General features: G+C 64.2%; 16 protein-coding genes. 6 read left to right on the plus strand and 10 right to left on the minus strand.

Going from position 1 to position 18,420, the window contains the following annotated elements; translation table 11 throughout:
* Positions 1 to 40 precede the first annotated feature (40 nt).
* Together ACOQPD_RS12705 and ACOQPD_RS12710 are read left to right on the plus strand one after the other, a co-directional pair.
* Positions 41 to 1,312, plus strand: a complete 1,272-nt coding sequence (locus tag ACOQPD_RS12705; RefSeq protein WP_420612325.1) for a DUF222 domain-containing protein — start codon at positions 41 to 43, stop codon at positions 1,310 to 1,312.
* Between the two features lie 486 nt (positions 1,313 to 1,798).
* Positions 1,799 to 2,365: a hypothetical protein gene (locus tag ACOQPD_RS12710; RefSeq protein ID WP_420612326.1), complete on the plus strand. Its 567-nt coding sequence runs from the start codon at positions 1,799 to 1,801 to the stop codon at positions 2,363 to 2,365.
* A 31-nt stretch (positions 2,366 to 2,396) separates the two neighbouring features.
* Here ACOQPD_RS12710 and mgtE read toward each other — a convergent pair whose 3' ends face one another.
* Positions 2,397 to 3,779, minus strand: coding sequence for a magnesium transporter (mgtE, locus tag ACOQPD_RS12715; protein ID WP_420612327.1), 1,383 nt, complete (start codon positions 3,777 to 3,779; stop codon positions 2,397 to 2,399).
* Positions 3,780 to 3,837: 58 nt separating this feature from the next.
* On the minus strand, positions 3,838 to 4,314 hold the full coding sequence (greA, locus tag ACOQPD_RS12720) for a transcription elongation factor GreA (RefSeq protein ID WP_420612328.1): 477 nt from the start codon (positions 4,312 to 4,314) through the stop codon (positions 3,838 to 3,840).
* A 172-nt stretch (positions 4,315 to 4,486) separates the two neighbouring features.
* On the opposite strand from greA, the gene selD reads away from it, so the two are divergent.
* The 3 genes from selD (at position 4,487) to ACOQPD_RS12735 (ending at position 7,512) form a co-directional block, all read left to right on the plus strand.
* Positions 4,487 to 5,530 (plus strand): selenide, water dikinase SelD, encoded by a 1,044-nt coding sequence (gene selD, locus ACOQPD_RS12725; protein ID WP_420612329.1) that lies wholly within the window; start codon positions 4,487 to 4,489, stop codon positions 5,528 to 5,530.
* A complete protein-coding gene (locus ACOQPD_RS12730; RefSeq protein ID WP_420612330.1) occupies positions 5,527 to 6,033 on the plus strand; it encodes a (2Fe-2S) ferredoxin domain-containing protein in 507 nt (168 codons plus the stop codon). Before selD ends, ACOQPD_RS12730 begins: the two co-directional genes overlap by 4 nt.
* Before the next feature lie 309 nt (positions 6,034 to 6,342).
* Entirely contained in the window at positions 6,343 to 7,512 is a 1,170-nt protein-coding gene (locus ACOQPD_RS12735) for a PDZ domain-containing protein (protein WP_420612331.1), read from the plus strand.
* A gap of 33 nt (positions 7,513 to 7,545) precedes the next feature.
* On the opposite strand, the gene ACOQPD_RS12740 is transcribed toward ACOQPD_RS12735, so the two are convergent.
* Complete coding sequence (locus ACOQPD_RS12740) at positions 7,546 to 9,834, minus strand: AAA family ATPase (protein WP_420612332.1); 2,289 nt, start codon at positions 9,832 to 9,834, stop codon at positions 7,546 to 7,548.
* Positions 9,835 to 9,845: 11 nt separating this feature from the next.
* On the minus strand, positions 9,846 to 10,484 hold the full coding sequence (locus tag ACOQPD_RS12745) for a hypothetical protein (protein WP_420612333.1): 639 nt from the start codon (positions 10,482 to 10,484) through the stop codon (positions 9,846 to 9,848).
* An 864-nt stretch (positions 10,485 to 11,348) separates the two neighbouring features.
* Here ACOQPD_RS12745 and ACOQPD_RS12750 point away from each other — a divergent pair.
* Positions 11,349 to 12,257, plus strand: coding sequence for a hypothetical protein (locus ACOQPD_RS12750; RefSeq protein WP_420612334.1), 909 nt, complete (start codon positions 11,349 to 11,351; stop codon positions 12,255 to 12,257).
* Between the two features lie 33 nt (positions 12,258 to 12,290).
* Here the strand turns inward: ACOQPD_RS12750 and ACOQPD_RS12755 are convergent, their stop codons facing one another.
* The 6 genes from ACOQPD_RS12755 to ctaD form a co-directional block, all read right to left on the minus strand.
* The gene (locus tag ACOQPD_RS12755) at positions 12,291 to 13,661 is read right to left on the minus strand and encodes a fenitrothion hydrolase (RefSeq protein ID WP_420612335.1); all 1,371 of its coding nucleotides are present in this window, start codon (positions 13,659 to 13,661) and stop codon (positions 12,291 to 12,293) included.
* On the minus strand, positions 13,658 to 14,299 hold the full coding sequence (locus ACOQPD_RS12760) for a hypothetical protein (protein WP_420612336.1): 642 nt from the start codon (positions 14,297 to 14,299) through the stop codon (positions 13,658 to 13,660). Before ACOQPD_RS12760 ends, ACOQPD_RS12755 begins: the two co-directional genes overlap by 4 nt.
* Positions 14,296 to 15,105, minus strand: a complete 810-nt coding sequence (locus tag ACOQPD_RS12765) for a cytochrome c oxidase assembly protein (protein WP_420612337.1) — start codon at positions 15,103 to 15,105, stop codon at positions 14,296 to 14,298. The genes ACOQPD_RS12760 and ACOQPD_RS12765 overlap by 4 nt, the downstream gene beginning before the upstream one ends.
* Before the next feature lie 304 nt (positions 15,106 to 15,409).
* Positions 15,410 to 15,718: a cytochrome C oxidase subunit IV family protein gene (locus ACOQPD_RS12770; RefSeq protein ID WP_420612338.1), complete on the minus strand. Its 309-nt coding sequence runs from the start codon at positions 15,716 to 15,718 to the stop codon at positions 15,410 to 15,412.
* Positions 15,719 to 15,735: 17 nt separating this feature from the next.
* Positions 15,736 to 16,347: a cytochrome c oxidase subunit 3 gene (locus ACOQPD_RS12775; RefSeq protein WP_420612339.1), complete on the minus strand. Its 612-nt coding sequence runs from the start codon at positions 16,345 to 16,347 to the stop codon at positions 15,736 to 15,738.
* Positions 16,347 to 18,401, minus strand: coding sequence for a cytochrome c oxidase subunit I (gene ctaD / locus ACOQPD_RS12780; protein ID WP_420612340.1), 2,055 nt, complete (start codon positions 18,399 to 18,401; stop codon positions 16,347 to 16,349). Before ctaD ends, ACOQPD_RS12775 begins: the two co-directional genes overlap by 1 nt.
* Positions 18,402 to 18,420 lie beyond the last annotated feature (19 nt).

The following is an 18,420-nucleotide window of genomic DNA, read 5'->3' on the forward strand; positions in this document are numbered from 1 at the left end:
GTACATGGAACAACATAAGTCGGTGGATGAGTCCACCTTTGTGCCATCTGACCGTGGTGACCCGCTCAGCAGGTCGGATGAGGAAATCGTCGGTGTCGGGGGGATCGAGTCCCAGATCGACGATTTGATCGGACAGTTGTGCCGGTCGGTTGAGCGGGGCGACGCGGGCGCCGATGCCGTACTGCGGGCGCTGGGTCGAGTGCAGACCCGAGTCGCTTCCAGGGCGTGCCATCTGGCCCGCAGGGCATGCGAGGCGGATCCGTCGGTCGAGCCGGCGGACCTGTTGCGTCGCCAGATGAGGTTGGGGTGGCGGGAAGCGAATCGGCTGAGCCGTGTTTCCGCATTCCTCGCCGACATGCCCAATGTGACCGAGCGCTTCGCCTCGGCGGAGATCGCGCTAGGGCATGTGAACACGTTGGTAAACGCGGCCGAGAAGGTGGGCCAGGGTGTGGTCGACACCGACCATGACCTACTCGAGGCTGCCTGCCGGACGCTACCGGATACGTTCTATCGGCACGCCGTGGGATGGTGGAACGACAAGCTCGCCGAAGCCGGTGTTGACGTACTGGGACGCCAGACGATGGAAAGGGAGGCGAAGCTGTGGGTTGATCAGCGGACGGGGATGGGCGTGCTGAACGTCCGGTTGGCGCCACCCCAGTTCAACCACCTGAAACAGGCTGTCGAGGTCCACAATCTGGCGTTGCTGAGAAGAGACGGTAAGGATGGACAGCCGCCTGAGCAGGTCAGGACTCCCAAACAGCGCAAGGCAGATGCGGTTTTCGAACTCCTTACCGGCCGTGACAGTGCCACGGGGGAGCCGCTTGACGCGGCCCTGGGTGGGCGAATCAGGGCCTCGACACAGTTGGTATTGGTAGCTCCGCAGGGCGTCATCGACGGAACGTCACCCGACCGGCAAGTCGAGATCGTCGGGACCGGTCCGGTGGCCAGGGAGATCCTGGCAACGCTCTCGCCCGATACCGAACTCGCCGGAATGATTTTCGGAGGTTCGGGGAGGGTCCTATGGCTGGGCCGGAATCAGCGGCTCGCGAATGTTCCGCAACGCCTCGCCGTTGCGGTGCGGGATGGAGGCTGTTTCGCATGCGGCGCACCCATGCACCAGTGTGAACTTCATCACGTCCGGCCCTGGCGTGACGGCGGTACCACCGATGTGGACAACCTGGTCGCCGCCTGCAGAACACACCACAAGTGGGTGGACAGCGAGGAACTGGTTCTGCAGCGGCACGGGACCCGATGGGTAGCGAGGCCTCGGACCGGAACCGGGACGGTGCCAAGAGATACCGGGGTCGATTAGGGCGGCGCTCACTGCCGTGTGAATCATGGCGTCGCCCGTCGGCCCACCGGGCGTTTTCCATACTCGTGGGGCCGGGGCGAAAGGTCGGGAACGGAGTGCATCAAGGTCCGGATAAGCCACTCGTTCGCCCATGGCCCCGGCTCAGGTCCAGCGACCCGATAGGCACCAGACATGGGTGACAAGGAGGAGCCGGGACTCGATTGCGGGCTGGCGGCTCGCTCGCGCCCAACCGGCTTGCGACGGGTCCGATCTCGACGGTTTCCGGGTGGGGTTAGCCGGTTGGCTCCGTCTCCTCCGGCTGAAACCGGTCCGGCAGAAGATCGGATCGGGGTATCGCGCGCGCCCGCGTGTATTGCCGGATACTCCGTGATCCGGGTGTGCCTGGCACGGCGTGGTCAAGCCAGGCACATCGACGAGGTGTGTCCATAACGCACCGGATAGGATTACCCTTGTCCTTGAGGCGGAAGGTGACCAAGGACTGATGCGATGATGGCTGCTCGGTGGGCCGTGCCGGCCATCGCGATTGCCCTACTACTCGGCGCGTGCGGTGGGGATGACTCGACGTCCGCCACGACATCGGCTCCAGCCGAGGCGTCGCCGACCACCAGTACCACGGTCACTGAAGTAGCGGAGGCCGGTGCCGACATCTCTGGTACGGCGACTTCAGTCGTCGAGGGCGCCAAAGATCCAGAAAGCGAGGTCAATGCCCAAGAGGGATCGGACACCACCCTGCCACCGGCGATTCCACCGTACGAGGTGATACACCGTCTTATTGTCGATGATCGCACCACGCTCGTGATTTTGGTTGAGCCCGGTGCCTATTCCACCGTCCAGTTGGAGAACCTGGTGTACGACGTGGTGGATACGTATTCGCCAAATACGGCCATCGTCGTGGACGGCCGGAACGTTGCTGACTTAGCGATCATGGACGACCTCACGCCTGAGGAGCAGTCTGTCCTCGACGCCCGGACATTTCTCAGGATCGAAAACGGGGTCGAGGTGACGTTCTACGGGCCGTATGCCGATGCAGGGGGGATGACAGTCGGTTCCTGAGCGTGCCGCCATCCTGAACGGAGCACGACCCTTAGCGCAGCAACAGGGTGGCGACCATGAGAAACCCGCCGAACCCGACCACGTCGGTGACCAGCGTAAGGAAGATATTCGAGGCCAGGGCAGGGTCCAGTCCCAGCTTGCGAAGTATCAGAGGGATCGCCGTGCCGGACAGTGTGCCTATGACAAGGTTGGCTACCGTTGCTGTCCCCATGGTAACAGCAAAGTTCACTGTGCCTCCGAACACCAGCCCGACGGATCCAGCGAGCAAGCCGATGGGAATGGAGTTGATTGCGCCAATGGTCACCTGATTGATGAGCACCCGCCCTGCCCTACTTGGCGTGACGCCGTCAATCGCCATTGATCGGATTACCACGGCCAAGCTCTGCGCACCGGCATTGCCGCCCATCAACGCAACCACGGGCATCAGCGCGGCCAGGACCGGGCCGATGTCGTTGATCACCGCGGACTGCCGCTCGATGACCAACGCCACTACCAGCGCCATGGCCAGGTTCACCAGCATCCAAGGAAGGCGCATGCCGGCCGCTCGTCTTACGGGCGTGAACACCGTCTCCTCGGGTCCAGCTCCCATCGCCGCGGCGAAGTCTTCGGAAGCCTCGGCCTGAACCGACTCCACCACGGCTTCATGAGTGACCATGCCCAACAGGACACCTGAATGATCGACGACCGGTAATCCGAATAGGCCGTAGCGTTGCGCCAGCTCCGAGACCTCTTCCCGATCTGTTTCAGGACGTACGGCAACCGGTCGGTGTGCCATGGTCTCGTCGAGTCCCACCCCAGGGCGCGCGAACACCAGATCACGGAACGACACCACCCCCACCAGCTGACGCCGATGATCGACCACGTAGACGTACGAGAGGTCGTCGATCTGGTCATGAAGTTGCCGGAGCCGTTCGGTGGCTTCACCCGCGGTCATCCCAACCTGCAGGACGGCCACATCTGTCGTCATCAGCCCGCCCGCCGAATCAGGAGCGTGTTGGAGGAGAGCGAGCAACTCGTGGGAAATCTCAGGATCGAGGTCGGCCAATACCTGCTCTCGGTCCCCCTCGTCCAGTTGTCCAAGCAGGTCGGCCGCCATATCGGCATCCATGGCAGCGATAAGGTCCGAAGTCCGGGCCGGGTTGAGTCCCTCAAGAACATCAACACCCAGCTCAGGGCGCATCTCGTTGAGGATTCCGGCTGCGTCAGCGATGTTGAGGTCGGAGAGCAGGTCGGTCGCCGCGTCGGTGGCCAGTTCCTCGAGGATGTCTGCTGCGTCATGGGGGTCGGCGCTCGCCAGCGCCTGCCACTCGGCGGTATGGGTGTCGAGGTAATGCTCGACCTCATCCGGCTGGACCCGGGCCGTACTCCGCAGCCGTTGGGCGAGTTCCCGTGGTCTGGGCAAACCTATGCGCAACGGATTGTCTCCTTCGGGGTCAGATCGTGCTGCCAGAGCATGACGGGGACCCCAAGGTTCAGCCGTCGTAGGGCCGGACCGCGAGCACTGTGACTGTGAAAGTGCCTCCGGGGGCTTGGTAGGTGACGTCATCGCCCACCACCGCACCCCCTAGAGCGGTACCGAGGGGACCCTCGGGAGAGGCGAGGAGGAAGCCGGGAACCCGGTTTTCGGGAATGGCTATCAGGTAGTCATCCTTCGACCCGTCTTCGTGCATCAGCGTGACGATCGAGCCGATCTGAACGGTGCCATCGCTGGCGGCCTCGCCGACGGTGGAGTTGTCGAGCAGATGCCGGAGCTTGCGGATCCGAGCTTCCATGAGGCCTTGCTCGGTCTTGGCGGCGTCGTAGTCAGCATTCTCCCGGATGTCCCCGTGTGACCTCGCCTCGGCGAGGCGCTCGGCGATGTGGGTACGCCCCGCGGTGGTGAGCATGCCGTATTCTTCTTGGAGTTTCCGGTGCGCGGCCGGCGTCAGCCAGGTCTCAGTAGTGCTCATATCGGCCAGGATACCCGCAGGGATGGCCCTGCCATCCGGGCCTGCCTGCCCAACAGGGACACCGGGGCCAGGGTTCCGTCTGCACCGTGCCAGACTTCGGACCTGGGGGCCGAGTTGTCCGGTCGAGGGGGCCGAGTTGTCCGGTCGAGAATGCGTGGCAAGGAGGTGAGAAATGTCCGAGATCCGACTTACGTCGTTCTCGCCGGGTGGCGGCTGAACGTCCAAGCTCGGTGCTGACGAGCTGGCGCAGGTCCTGCGCCCCCTCTGGACTCACCAGGCGCTGTCCCACCCCGACCTCTTGGTGGGAGTGACCACCTCCGACGACGCGGGAGTATTTGGCCTGGACGGAGACCGCGCGCTGGTCCAGACGGTCGACTTCTTCGCACCGGTCGTGGACGAGCCCCACGATTGGGGAAGGATCGCGGCCGCCAATGCACTGTCCGACATCTACGCGATGGGCGGCCGACCGCTCACGGCTCTCCAGTTGGTGGGGTGGCCTCGATCCAAGTTGCCGCTTAAGGCGTTGGGCGAGGTCATAGCCGGCGGGGCTGACGTGATGGCCGAAGCCGGGGTCACAATCACGGGCGGACACTCGATTGACAACGAGGCACCCATATATGGGTTCGCGGTTACGGGAACCGTGTCCCCGGCCCGAGTCGTCACCAACGGCAATGCCCGACCGGGCGAGCTGATAGTGCTGACCAAGCCCCTAGGAACGGGCATCGCTGCTGCCGCCCTCAAGGCCCGGTTGGCCAGTCCATCCCTGCGAGACGCCGCCGTGGAGATCATGGTTGCGCTCAACGGGCCGGCCTCTACGGTCATGGTGGAGACCGGCGTGACGTGTGCTACCGATGTAACGGGCTACGGGCTGGTAGGTCACCTCCGGGAGATGATGACCGTTTCCAGGGTGTCGGCGCGTCTGGAAATGGACGCGGTTCCGGTGCTGGCCGGGATAGCTGATCTGATCGAAACGGGCGTGTATCCGGGCGGTAGCCAGCGGAACCTGGATTCTGTGCGAACCTCCCTTAGGACGTCTCGGGGCAGCACGGAACAGAAGATCTTGGCGGATGCTCAGACCAGCGGGGGTTTGCTGATGGCGGTTGCCCCGCACCGGTTGGAGCGGCTGCTTGAGAAGCTCCGGCCGGTCGCGCCGGCAGCTACGGTCATCGGTGAGTTCACGACGGCCGTCGGAGCACCGGTGATCGAGGTGGTATGAGCGACTTGGCCAGTGGCCGGGGGCGTCTCCGGAAAATCGCCTCCGCCCTGTCGATCGGGGGTCTGCAGCGTCACATTTTTCTGTGTGCCCAACAGTCGAATCCCCGCTGCTCGACGTACGAGGAGGGCAAGCAGGCGTGGCTGCAGCTGAAACGAGCCGGCAAGGCACTCGACATCGCCTCGGCACCCCCGGCGTGGCGGGGCAATCTCTCGCGGCCTGTGACACCGGTGGAGCAGGGTAGCGGTACGATCCTCAGGTCCAAGGTGGACTGCCTGCGGATATGCGAGCAGGGACCGATCGCGGTGGTCTATCCGGACGGAGTTTGGTATCACTCGGTCAAGGGCGAGGTACTCGACCGGATCGTCGAGGAGCATCTGGTCGGGGGCCGTACTGTCGATGAATACGTATTCGCCGTGGACAGCCTCGATCGCGGTGTGGCAAACACCGTCGGGCCTCCGATTCCGAGTCCCGGCCCGAGTGACTTCCGGTCGGGCAGTCGGTAACATCTTCGGGCGGTGCTGGATAATGGGCTCTGCGAAGTCGGCCGGATTGGCAGCAACCTGGTCCGGGAGTTGTCGACCGTCGCTCGGACCTCCTTCTACGGGGCTTGTGGTCCCTCTCTTGGCATGATGCGTCCGGGTGTAGTTCTACTGGTCGCTCTGGCACTGGTGGTCTCGGCCTGTTCGCAGCCTTCTCCCGAGCTTCCACCGGTCGACATCCCCGCTGAGGTCGTTCCCGACGTAGTCAACGCTGCTGATGTCGACAAGGCTTTTCCGTTCGATAGCGGCTGCCTTCTAGCGGTTGGAACAGGTGTGCGAGTGCTGGACGTGCTGGACGGCACCGCTGCCTCGGAGGCGCTGCGGCCGGGTGACATCTTGACCACAGTTGATGGCATAGCGGTCAGCACCCGAGAGATACTGCTTCGGGTGCTTGAGGACCGGCACGTGGGGGAGGAGGTGGCAGTCGAGGGCACTCGCGGCGGGGTCATGTTCAGGGCTTCGGTTCCCCTTTCCTCGGTGCCCGGCGAAGCCGGACGGGCCATCCTCGGAGTCATTACCGAGACCAGACTGGAGGCAGTACCGCCGACAGGCCTTTCCGACGCGGTAATCGACGATCGGTTGGCCCGTCCGGTGATCGTGGATGACCGGATCTACCGGTATGGGCCCTTGGGCGCCGTATGGACGCCCTATGCGGGGGTTCCTACCGAGCCGATGGCGGAGTTGGGCTCCGACATCTACGCCGTAGCAGCGGGAGAGCCACTCTCCCTTGTTCGGGTGGGCGGCGAGGAGCCTATCGCTATCGATCCGGGGCCGGTCGTTTTCGAGTCGTCGGTGGGTCCCCTCGAGGTGGTGGCCTCAGGTTTCGACGAGGTGGTCGGCTCGGTGGGAGGGCTGCTGCTGATAGCCGGTCTGGCTGCGGCCGGTCCTGGAGACACGGCCCTGGCAGTCCTCGCGGTCGATCCGGTAACGGCGTCGGTGGAGTGGATCCGCCCATTGGGTCTGTCGGATGCGGGGAATCAGCTGTCCGCCGTTGATGCTTACCGTAGCCCTTCCGGTGATCGTGCGTTGGTGGCATTGGTCGAGCATGATGCGGCAGGCAGCGCCCAATCGGAGCTCTTTAGCTACTACCTGGTGGACGAGAAGGGGGAGGGGACGGTTGGTCCATCCGGTGTCGATCAGTTCTTCCCCACCGCGGGGGTAACCGGCTGGTACGACGACGACTCGCTGATCTACGTCGTCGATGTCGAGGTTCCCCAGATAGCTCGGTGGTCGTTGGGTACTGGCGAGCACACCCTGTTGAAGGCCTACTCGGCTGAGGAGGCCTTCAATCTGCGCACGGTCCTTCCGGTTGGGGACGGAGAGCACGTAGTAGAGGTGCGTGACCGCGAGGTATCCCTGATCGACGTGAACCGCCCCGAGTTCACCCGGCTGATTTCCCGTGGATGCCGGCATAAGTCCATAGGGGGCATGGGCTCGGGCTGACCCGGGGGATGAGGCCGCTGTCGCCGACCCGAGCTACTCGGATGTCTTAGCGCCGACAGCCTCAGGCGTCGATACCGTGGCCGGCTGTCCGTTACCTTCCGCCCCCTCCTGTGAGGCCAGACCTAGGGCGGACCGATGATCCTCCACGCTTACCGCTGCGAAGCCGACGGGATTCTCCTTGGTTATCGCCCCTGCTTCGAGGCCGATGATCTCGGCAACTTCGTCACCCGAGATGGTCTTCTTCTCCTGGAGACGGACCGCCACGTTGAACACCGCCGCCTTGTGCTGTTCGAGCATCTCGTAGACTTCGTCGTAGAGCCGCTGAAGCCTCCGCTCCACCTGGGAGGCCATGGTCTTGGCTATCTCGCCGCTCGGGTCGGGCGGCTGGTCGAGTGCATGGCGGGGCATACCGGCGCTGGAAGCGATATTGTCGCCCATGCCCCAGACCCCGATCATGCGGCTCTCGATAGTGGTGGCGTTCCGGAGATCGCCCCCCACCCCCATCGAATTGTCGCCCTCGAAGAACATGCGCTCTCCGGCAAGGCTGGCCAGCGACACCTTTATGTCCACGTCCAGTTCGGTCTTCCATTGGACGAACCGGTCCTCGAGGGAGATGTACGAGACGAACCCGCCCACATCACCCCGACGCTCGATGGTGGCGACATCGACGTTGGCGTGGGACTTGAGAAGGTGGGCGGCTACCGCGTGGCTGGACTCGTGGATGGCGACGGCGAACTCCTCCCGCTCCACGTACTCGAAACCTTCGGCCGGGCCCATCTCCTTGAGGGTCTTGGCCTTCCAGATGTCGTCCCACCCGATGATGTCGCGGTCAGCCCGCTGGGCCAGGATGAGCGCCTCGTTGACCAGATCCTTGATCTTGGCGCCGGAGTAGTACGGAGTCTTGGCGGCGAGCTCATCGATCTGTTCGTCGCTGATGCTGTGGTTGACCTTGGCCAGATAGCCCTCGAACGTGCGGGCACGGCCCTCCTTGGTCGGGAATCCGACTTTGTAGATGCGGTCGATCCGTCCCGGCCGCAGCAGGGCCTGATCGAGCACGCTGGGCAGGTTGGTGGCCATCATGATGAAGATGCGGTACTTCGGTGGAGGCTTGGGTTTGATACCGAGTGCCTTGCGGGCCTTGTTGGTGATCCCGCGAGGCTTCTTCAGCCCGGATATCTCGGTCAGGAGGGCTTGGAGGGTACCCATACCGCCGCCTCCGCCGCCCATCATCATCACTCGGTTGATCCACGTACCGGGAAGCCCTTCCGGTTCGCCGGAAGCCGGACTCGTCCGGGGCGCATCCCCTTCGATGATGCTGAGGGACTGCGGGCTCAGGTAAGCGGAAGCGTTGCAGCCCATCCCGGCGCTGAGCGGTGTGGTGGGTTGTGGCGGTCCTCCTCCCTGAGCGAGGGCGCCCCGGTTACCGAGGGCGTCGGCCTCGTCGAAGAAGACCACCACGCCCCCATGGCGCAAAGCCAGTTTGCGGAGCTTCCGGAACAGACCCTTCACCTTCAGGATGCCGACCCCCATGAACATGGCTTGGAAGGCCCCGGGATCGACGAAGACGAAGGGGAGGCCGACCTCACCCGAGGTGGCCTCGGCGATGAGGGTTTTCCCCGTTCCCGGGGGACCCCACAGCAGGATTCCGCCGGGTACGTAGCCACCCTTGGCTTCGATCTCATCCGGTTTCTCGAGGAACCCGACGTTCTCCCGGACCAACTCGAGCACATGGTCCTGACCCCAGACATCGGAGTACCGAGTCTCTATCTCCTCCGGCATGATCGTGTCGACGCCCCCTCGGGACAGGAACCAGAAGAGGGCGGCGAATTGCATGATCAGGAAGAGGGGATAGAACAGGAACATGATGAACTGCTGTAGGTTGCGGGCCAGGATGCGGGGGAGTTGGATCACTGCCTCGATCGGTCCGTTCACGTCGGCCACGAAGTAATCCACCACCGAGCCCAGGATCAGCAGGAAGATCAGGATCCGGACGTAGCGGCCGAGCCGGAAGCGGGTCCACGGCTTGAAGCGTCGGTGAGCCTGGCGTTCGATCCCCCCGAAGAACCCTTGGGCCCAGAACCGGTTGTAGCGGGCCCACTTCTCAGAGACGTAGTAGTGGATCTGGCGGAGCAACTCGACGGGCAGGGCGATCAAAAGCACCCGACCGAATGTCTCGTTCCAAGTGTCTCCGAGGGCCTGGCCGAAGGTGGTGAACGGGGCGGTGATCTTGGCGCTGATCAGGACACCGAGGAAGAACAGGATCAGCACCACGAACTTCATGCGGTCCCATGTCGGGGAGCGCCTGCGGACGTCTGTCTTCATGCGGGTCTTTCCTATCGCCGGGTGTTCACGATCCACGATTCGACTGCTGCCACGATATGCTCACCCTCCCGGACGAAGCACTCCAGGGAGCAGCCTGCCGCCATCGAGTACAGCTCGGTGGCTTCCGGGTTGGTGACAGCGAGCACGTAGACAAGCCCCTGGCTCTGGCCGTCCTGGGCGGTGAGCCCTACCGTGGCGCCGATGCCCTCGAAGTCCCTTCCGAATGTGAAGTCCCATGTGTCGATCTCCACCCCCTGGCCCGGGTTGGTGACGTCGTAGGCCGAGACTGCCATCAGGCGGCGTGAGAGCAGGTCCTTCTCCTCAGGGCTGATCTGACGGATTATCTGGGCTCCCACCGGGAACGGGGAGGAGGCCGCATCGAGGGACAGGTTGTTGAGGTTGCGGCCCGCCGCGCCGTCGAACGCAACGAAGCTGATCGGCCGGTACCCTCCGATGTCGGGCACGAACGGCACCGGAGCTATCTGAGACAACTCGTCGGCCCGGTAGAGGTTCCAATCCTTGGGCAGTTCGAACAGCGATCGGTTCTCCGTGTCCCGGTAAACGGTGATGTCAGGATTGCCCCCACCGCACGCCGTCAGCAGCATGACCCCCACCAGGACAAGGATCGCGGTCCTCGAGTGTGCTCGCATGGGTCTTGAAGTCCTCGCCGTCTCGTTCACGCCGTGCGGGGTATTCTACGCTCGGACGGGGAGCTAGCGGGGCCATGTGCGATCCCCTCAGACCCACCGGAGATCGATTCGAGAGTGTTGTGATCGTGTCCCTCGTAACCTTGCTGGCCCACCACCCCTACGACACCGTTCTGGGGTTTTCGATTGCTCTGGTGGGGATAGCTCTCATCATGTGGGCCGAGAGGCGGGCCAGGGCCAGGGCGAGGCATCGGGACAAAAGCCACCGATCCGCGCCACCGGATCGTCAACCGATCGACGGCCGGTCTCGGCCCGCCGCTGACTAGACCCCTACCGCGTCTGTGTGCGGAGTGGCGTTGTGGTCACCGCCATAGCACCCCATATGGTTGTTTCGCAGACTGACCACTGTGGTCTGTCTGTGGAACGGTGGCGTGGTATGCGCCAGCCGGCGGTGTTCCTCGCAAGGCCCGCTGACGAAGGCGTACCCGCAGCGGTCCGTTGAGGAAGCGGAACGCAGCGACGGGCGTCGGCGGCAAGCAGAGCACGCCTAGTCGTTTCGCAGACTGACCACTAACATTCCCGCCGATGTCCGATTCACGTGTGGCCGCTATTGGAGAGATACTTGGAGGCGCTCCCGACCATCTGGTGGAGCGATCGGCAGAAGCTCGCGCGGCGGCACAGGGGACAACGGTCGAAGAGGTCCTTAGTGCGTGGTCCGGCGGGGCGCCATTGGCCCCTTCGGCTCCGCCGCCGGCATCCGAGGCGGTCGCGGCGGAAGTCGAGGTGCCTCCAGCACCGGTACCCGCGCCGGCAGATCCGATCTCTCACCAGGCACCGCAGCCCGGACTCGAAGAGGGGACCGCGGCGGTGTTCGAAGTTGTCGAAGAGGAAGAAGATGCCGAACCTATCGATCCGGCGTCGTTGGCGGCTCGGATTCGCCTGGGCGCCGGGGTGGGAGCCGCCTTCGGGGCAGTTCTCGGCCTGGCGTCGTTCCCGGCGATGGCGCCGCTGATGCTGACCCGGCTCTCGGAGGCCACCGCGGGGGGCGGTCCGGCCGGTGAGGTCACCTGGACCTACGTGGCTGCCACCGGCGTGGTCTGGGCGGTAGTAGGCGCCATCATCAATGTGGCCTCACGGGGGATGGGCCGATTCAGATCCCCGGCCTACGACACGGAGTCCCGTTGGAGCGGGTCGGTGTTGTCAGGGGGTTTCCTGGGTTTGGTGGTGGGCACCGCGTTCGGAGGGGTTCTATATGCCACCAGTGAGGCATCCTTGTCCGGAACGCAACTCCTTGCCATAAGCCCGTTCTCGATCGTGTTGACCTGGTTGGGCTGGACGGTACTCGGGGCGCTGATCGGTGGGATCGGCCAGGCCATGGCGCAACCGGCCGCCCTCGTCGGCGAGGAGGCAGAGGAGGCGCGCAGGGTCCGGAAGCGCATCACCGAAGGGTTGGCCATGCCGGTGCTGGCGACGCTGGTCATCGCGGTCATCGTGGTTTCCTTCGGGTCCCTGCTGCTGCGGTTTTCCGGGTTCGCTTCGGTAATCGCCATTCTGGTTTCCATCGGAACGATCGGCTTCGCGGCGCTGATGTCGTCGCGGCCCAACCTGCGGGTCACCAAGGGCGAATTCTTGGTGGCGGCGGCAGGCGTCGGGGTTGTGCTGACGATGCTGGCGCTGATCGCCGCCGCGGTTTCGGGAGAGGACGACGAGACGGGAGCCGGAGAGCCCGCCGAGCACGCCCTGGAATACGTCATCACGGATCCGGCGAGCCGCTAGACGCTCGGAAGGGATGCCGGAGACCGGTCTCCGTCAGCCCAGCAACAGGAGCAGGCCTCCGATCGTGAAGGCGATCATCACCGCCAGCATCGGATACTGGGACCTGACTGCGATCTCAGGGGGGAATCTCTCCAGTGCCCGGTCGTGGGCCACCAGTACCGCCACCATGTGGCCAACAGCGATGGCCGATGTCTGGGTCCATGCGATGGCGCCGGACGACAAGATCGTGTAGTCGACGCGCCATTGAGCTGTACCGAACAGGTTCCATCCGAACCCGTACGGATCCGAAGCCAGCCTGATCAGGTTCTGCCCCTCGAAGGCCAGGAAGCTGAAGTAGTGGGCAACGGTGTACGCCACCATGATCGGGACCAGAGAGGGGCCGAAAAGGTCGCCCAGCTCGTGCTCGTGCTCGCCCGTAATCCGGGCCATGGCCGCTATGGCGACGCGATACAGTGCCATCACTACGCCGATCCCGAATACCAACCCGGCGGAGTTCACGGCGGTCAGTTCCCATCCGGATCGGTTGGAAATGACGTCGAGCCACAGGGAACTCCTGGAGAAGCCGTCGAACGTGGTGGCCCCGATGACGACCAGAACCAGCCGCACGGTGCCCGGGTCCATGCTCATCCGAGCGAGTCCGGTCACGGGGTATCGGAGCCGCAAAGTTCCGTCGGCGTCCTTGTGGAGGGGCGCGAGGGCAGCGATCGTACTGAACAGGATGGAGAACCCGTCAGCCCGCCTGGCCCAGGCCGGTCCGTGGATCATTGCGCCGGCCGCTATCACAACCGTGTAGAGGACCAGATACACGCCGATCGTCCGTGGCGCCGAGCCCTGGTGGAAGGCCAGCTCCATCCAGAGGAACACCACGATTCCAAGGAGGGAGATTGGTCCGCTACCCCGGGCCGGGTCCGATTCGATACCCGGACGACCCGAACGGCGGATCCACCCACCTAGATTGGCCAGGGTTGCGAGGGGGTTGACGGTGGCCCACAGGTCACCTACGAAGGCCGACGCCACCGCCATCCCCACCCATACGAGCACGAAGGCGGCGAACGGCGCCAGGTTGGAGGTTACGTCAGGACTGCCCCGGAAGGCGGCGTGGATGGTCACCGCCAGTGTCGCTATCCCGATCAGGCGCGTGATCGGCAGGAGACCTCGTGCCGTCGATGCCGGCCTGGGCGGGAGGGGGAGACCGCGGGAGGCGGGTGCCAGGCGGGGGTTGGTCCAGTAGCGCCCCAGCGCGGCGAACGAGACCAGTACCGCGAACGCGGCCGCCCAGACGAAATTCCAGATGGGGATGGGCAGGTCGAGACGGCCGCCCAGTCCGTGGGCGTGGGCGGGTGTCGCCGTAGCCAACAGCAGCGCAACCGCGACGGGCCAGGCTACGAGGCGGGTCCGGATCAAGACACTTCCATCTGGAGGACCAGGGTGTGGGTTCCTTCCAGTTCCACTTCGAAGACGCCGGGAATCAATGCCTCGAACACCAGCTGGCCTCGGCCATCGTCGAGGTCGATGTAGAGGTCATAGCCATGGATATGGACCTCGCCGGAGGTGTTCCCGCTGACACGGAGCGTCACCGTCTCTCCGATTCGCACCGGCTCGCGTCGCACGCCCCCCTCCACCGAGCCGTCCGTGATCGTGAGGTCGATCACCACTCCGGCAGGATCGGCCACGGTCGTCGAAGGGACGGTCGTGGTCTCCGCACGGGACTCGCCGGTGTGCCAGGCCGCGCTGTCGGCGTCCCGGATGGCGACAGCCAGCGGCGGATCCGCCGACCGGTCCAATCCGACCGACAGGGGTTCCAACGTACGCCGATGGTCGTGCAGGTGGGCCAGCGGGAAGCGGAAGTCGCCATCAGGTGCGGGAACGACCTCTATGACCTCGCCGTCTTCGGTTCTCAGCACGAACGACTCGACGCCTTCCAGGTCGCCGTTGACTTCGAGGACCACCCCTTGGACGGTCTCTATGGGAGCTGTGGTGCCGGAGCCACCGCAAGCTACGACGACCAGCAGCACACCCGCCAGCGCCGGAACGTGTTTCATGATCCCTTGCGGAGTTCCCGCTCCAACGCCTCCCAGCGCTGCTCGTATGCATACCACCGGAACCAGGTCACCACCAGGACACCCCACAGGATGGCGCCGCCACCGAGCTTCATCACCAGCCCGGCCACGGTCTGGTCGGTAATGGCGTCGATGCCCCACAGGCGAGGGGCCTCGGCGTAGAAGCGGTAGAGAGGTTCCCTTCCGAATGTCAGGAACGAGGCCGGGATGGTCGGCAACAGAGAGTGGGCGAATAGATAGAGCATGCGTAGGGGAGGCGTCAGCCGCTTCAGCTCCGGCACCGGGCTCAGCACCGGTATCCACATCACGATGGCAGCGGCCATCAGCAGGGCGTGGATGGCGAAGTGGTAGATACCGGAGGTGACCATCAGGTTGACGATCTCCGGCCAATGGATGCCGACCAGGATGCCGTTGAACACGAAGAACGCCGCCAGCGGCCGGGTGAGAGGGCGGATGACGGCGAAGAGGCGCGGACCGGTGAACATCTTGCGAAGCATCCAGGCCGGTGTCCCGGCAATCATCAACGGGGCCGATACCAGTGCCAGGGTCATGTGTTCGATCATGTGGAATAGGAACAGCCGCTGCTCGGCTATGTCGTGGAACGGCCAATCTGAGACCACCCATAACGATGCCAGCCCCGAGGCGAAAAGGGCGACTTGGCGCCGGGTGACCAGCGGTCCTTCGACGTCAAGGTGGGGACCGATACGGCGGATGGTGTACCCGTAGCCGAAGCCGACCACGAACACGAAGGCCCACACGTCGAAGTGGGGGTGCCAGTCCGGGATCATCTCAGCAATCCACCGGGCCGCGTGGTCGTGGGTCGGGTCGTAAGGCACATAGGTACAGGCGATTCACTCGGGATCAGGCCAGTGTAAATGCGGGCGGTATCTTCAAGGATCGCGCCCGCATCACACCGCAGGCCTGCTCGCAGCGTCCGATCCGGGTGACTGTCCATGCCTGTCGGGGCGCCGCGACGTTCCTCAGTACCCCTCGGAGGGTGCTGAAAGAGACGGGGACGGGTTGGCTCGCGGCGTCTGGACCTGGGGTATTACTGCCGACGATCCGGCCAACTGGACACTTTTCAGTACCCGCCTAGAACAGGACGACCGCGCCCAACGCGGCAAGGGTGATCAGGTACAGCGCGCCTGCCAGGATCGCTCCGGAGGTGAAGAAGCGGGACAGCAGCCGCTTTTCGAACCGCAGGTGCATGAACATGGCTACCACCAGGTAGAACTTGATGGCGCTCAGGATCAGCAGCGCCGGGACGGTCAGGCTCTGCCCGATCGCGTCCACGCCGGCCTCCAGGTAGAAGAGGCCGACCTCGGCGGCGGTCAGGACCGCCAGCACGATCGCGATCGACACGTACTGCCGTGGCTGGGGATGATGTGCGCCGCCGGCCATTTATTGCCCCGTTTCTCTCATTGGATCAGGTAGACGAGGACGAAGATGACGATCCAGATGATATCGACGAAGTGCCAGTAGAGGCCCACCAACTCGACGTTGAGGCCTTCGGCCTCGGACAGGCCGCCGGTACGCATGGACTTGAAGGCCAGCACCAGGAGCATGAGGACCCCGAGAACCACGTGGAGCCCATGGAACCCGGTGAGCATGTAGAAGGCGCTGGCGGCCGGATTGATGTTGAGTTTCAACCCATGGAGGATGAACTCTCCGAACTCGAAGAACTGGCCGGAGACGAAAACCGTCCCCAGCAGAGCGGTGGCGAATAGCCAGGTCTTGGTCTGGTCCTGATCGCCGCGTGCCAGGGCCGAATGGGCCAGGACCATCGTCAGCGAGCTCATCAGGAGGACGAACGAGCTGATCGATGTGAACGGAATGTCGTAGAGCTCGACCGGATACAGGGCGCCCGGTCCGAAATCACGGCCCTTGAACAGCAGGTAGTTGTTGATGAGGGCGCCGAAGAACAGGAACTCCGAGCTGAGAAACACCCACATTCCGAGCTTGCGGCTGTCGATGCCGGTGAGCTGGTGGTGGGCCGGAGCGTCGCCGGTTCCGTGGGAGAGGTCGGCCATCAGACGTCCCCCTCGCTCAGTGCCGGTTCGGCGTCCTCGTCCTCCCCGTCCAGGTCGCCGCCGTGGTCTCCGTGGTCCTCGTCGTGGACCTCCTCGAGTGGTTCGGACCCCCAGGCAACCAGCGCACCGACAGTGAGGAAGGCGCCCGCCGCCAGCAGGGGGATGCCGTAGGGGCGGGTGTGGTACATGATCCCGTAGGCGATGAGCATGATGCCGAACCCGACTATGAACGGGAAGTAGGAGGGCGCCGGTAGGTGGATCTCGTGGTCGGGGTTTCCGTTGGAGTGGATCAGGTCGTCGACCAGTTCATCGGCCTTCTCCTTGCGTACCGCCCGGCCTTCTTCGTCCTCGTCATACTTGAGGTGCCAGAAGTCGTCCAGTGAGGTAACGGTCGGCTCCACAGCGAAGTTGTACTCGGGAGTCGGGGAGGGGATGGTCCATTCCAGGGTGCGAGCATCCCACGGGTCGTTGGGCGCTACCCGCCCGCGCCGTTTCGAGTAGCTCCAGTTGATCATGAAGACCAGCACTCCGACGGCGATGACGAAGGCGCCGACGGTCACCACGAAGTTGCCGGCGCCGAGGCCCGCCTCCTCGGGATAGACCCAGGTCCGTCGCACCATGCCCTGCAATCCCAACCAGTGCATGGGGCCGAACGTCAGGTTCATGCCGATGAACATCAGCCAGAAGTGCCACTTGCCCAGCGCCTCGTTGTACATGCGGCCCCAGACTTTCGGGAACCAGTAGTAGATGCCGGCGAAGAGACCGAAGAGGGCGCCCCCGAAGAGCACGTAGTGGAAGTGGGCCACGATGTAGTAGGTGTCGGTCTGTTGCCAGTCGGAAGGAACCACCGCGTGGGTGACCCCTGACAACCCGCCGATGACGAACAGGGCCACGAAGCCCAGCGAGAACAGCATGGGCGTGGTCAACCGCACCCTGCCTCCCCATACGGTTCCCAGCCAGTTGAAGATCTTTATCCCGGTGGGGATGGCGATGGTCATGGTGGACAGGCCGAAGGCGGCTTGGGCGACCGTGGGGATTCCGGAGGAGAACATGTGGTGGGCCCAGACCCCGAAGCCCAGAAAGGCGATGGCGGCGCCGGCGAACACAACCGCCGGGTAACCGAAGAGGGGCTTTTTGGAGAAAACCGGCAAGGTCTCGGAGACGATGCCCATGGCCGGCAGGATCAGGATGTAAACCTCGGGGTGACCGAATAGCCAGAACAGGTGTTGCCAGAGGATGGGATCGCCACCGGCCTCCGCCACGAAGAACAGCGTGCCGAACTGGCGGTCGAAGGTGAGCATGAAAAGGGCGATGGCGATGATGGGAAGCGAGAAGAGCAGCAACAGCGCCACCACCAGGGTCATCCAGACGAACACCGGCATCCTGAGGAGCCGCATCCCCGTGGCCCGCATGTTGAGGATGGTGACGATGAAGTTCACCGCCGAGATGAGCGAGGCCACGCCCAGGATCTGCAGTCCCAGGGCCGCGTAGTCGACCGCTGTGCCGGGGGAATAGGTGGCGCCGCTGTTGGGTGCGTAGATGAACCACCCGCTGTTCGGGATCGAGCCGAGAATGCTGGCGTCGGTGGCACCTCCGGGCAGGCTGCCGCCTACCGGGGGCGGGGAGGTCCCGAAAATGAGGGACGAGTAGATGAAAAGGCCCCCGAAGAGGAAGATCCAAAAGCTCACCGCGTTCATCCGGGGGAAGGCCACATCGCGGGCGCCGATCATCAGGGGCAGCAGGTAGTTGAAGAAGGCTGCCGAGATCGGCATCACGAAGAGGAAGATCATCGTGACCGCGTGGGTGGTGAAGAGGCCGTTGTACTCGGCGGCGGTCAGAAAGGCGCCGTCCGGGCCTGCCAGTTGGATACGGAGAAGCAGTGCCTCGATACCGCCGGCGAGGAAGAAGATGAAGGCGGTGTAGCCATACATGAGGCCGATCTTCTTGTGGTCGGCGGTGGTGATCCACGACCAGAATCCGTAGGTCAGCCGGGGACGCCGGAAGAGGGTGGTCTCGGCCCGCTCGACCGTATCGGACGCTACGTCGATTGCCATGAGGCCCTCCTAGTGACCT

The organism is Candidatus Spongiisocius sp., from assembly GCF_965221825.1.
Classification (GTDB): Bacteria; Actinomycetota; Acidimicrobiia; order Spongiisociales; family Spongiisociaceae; genus Spongiisocius.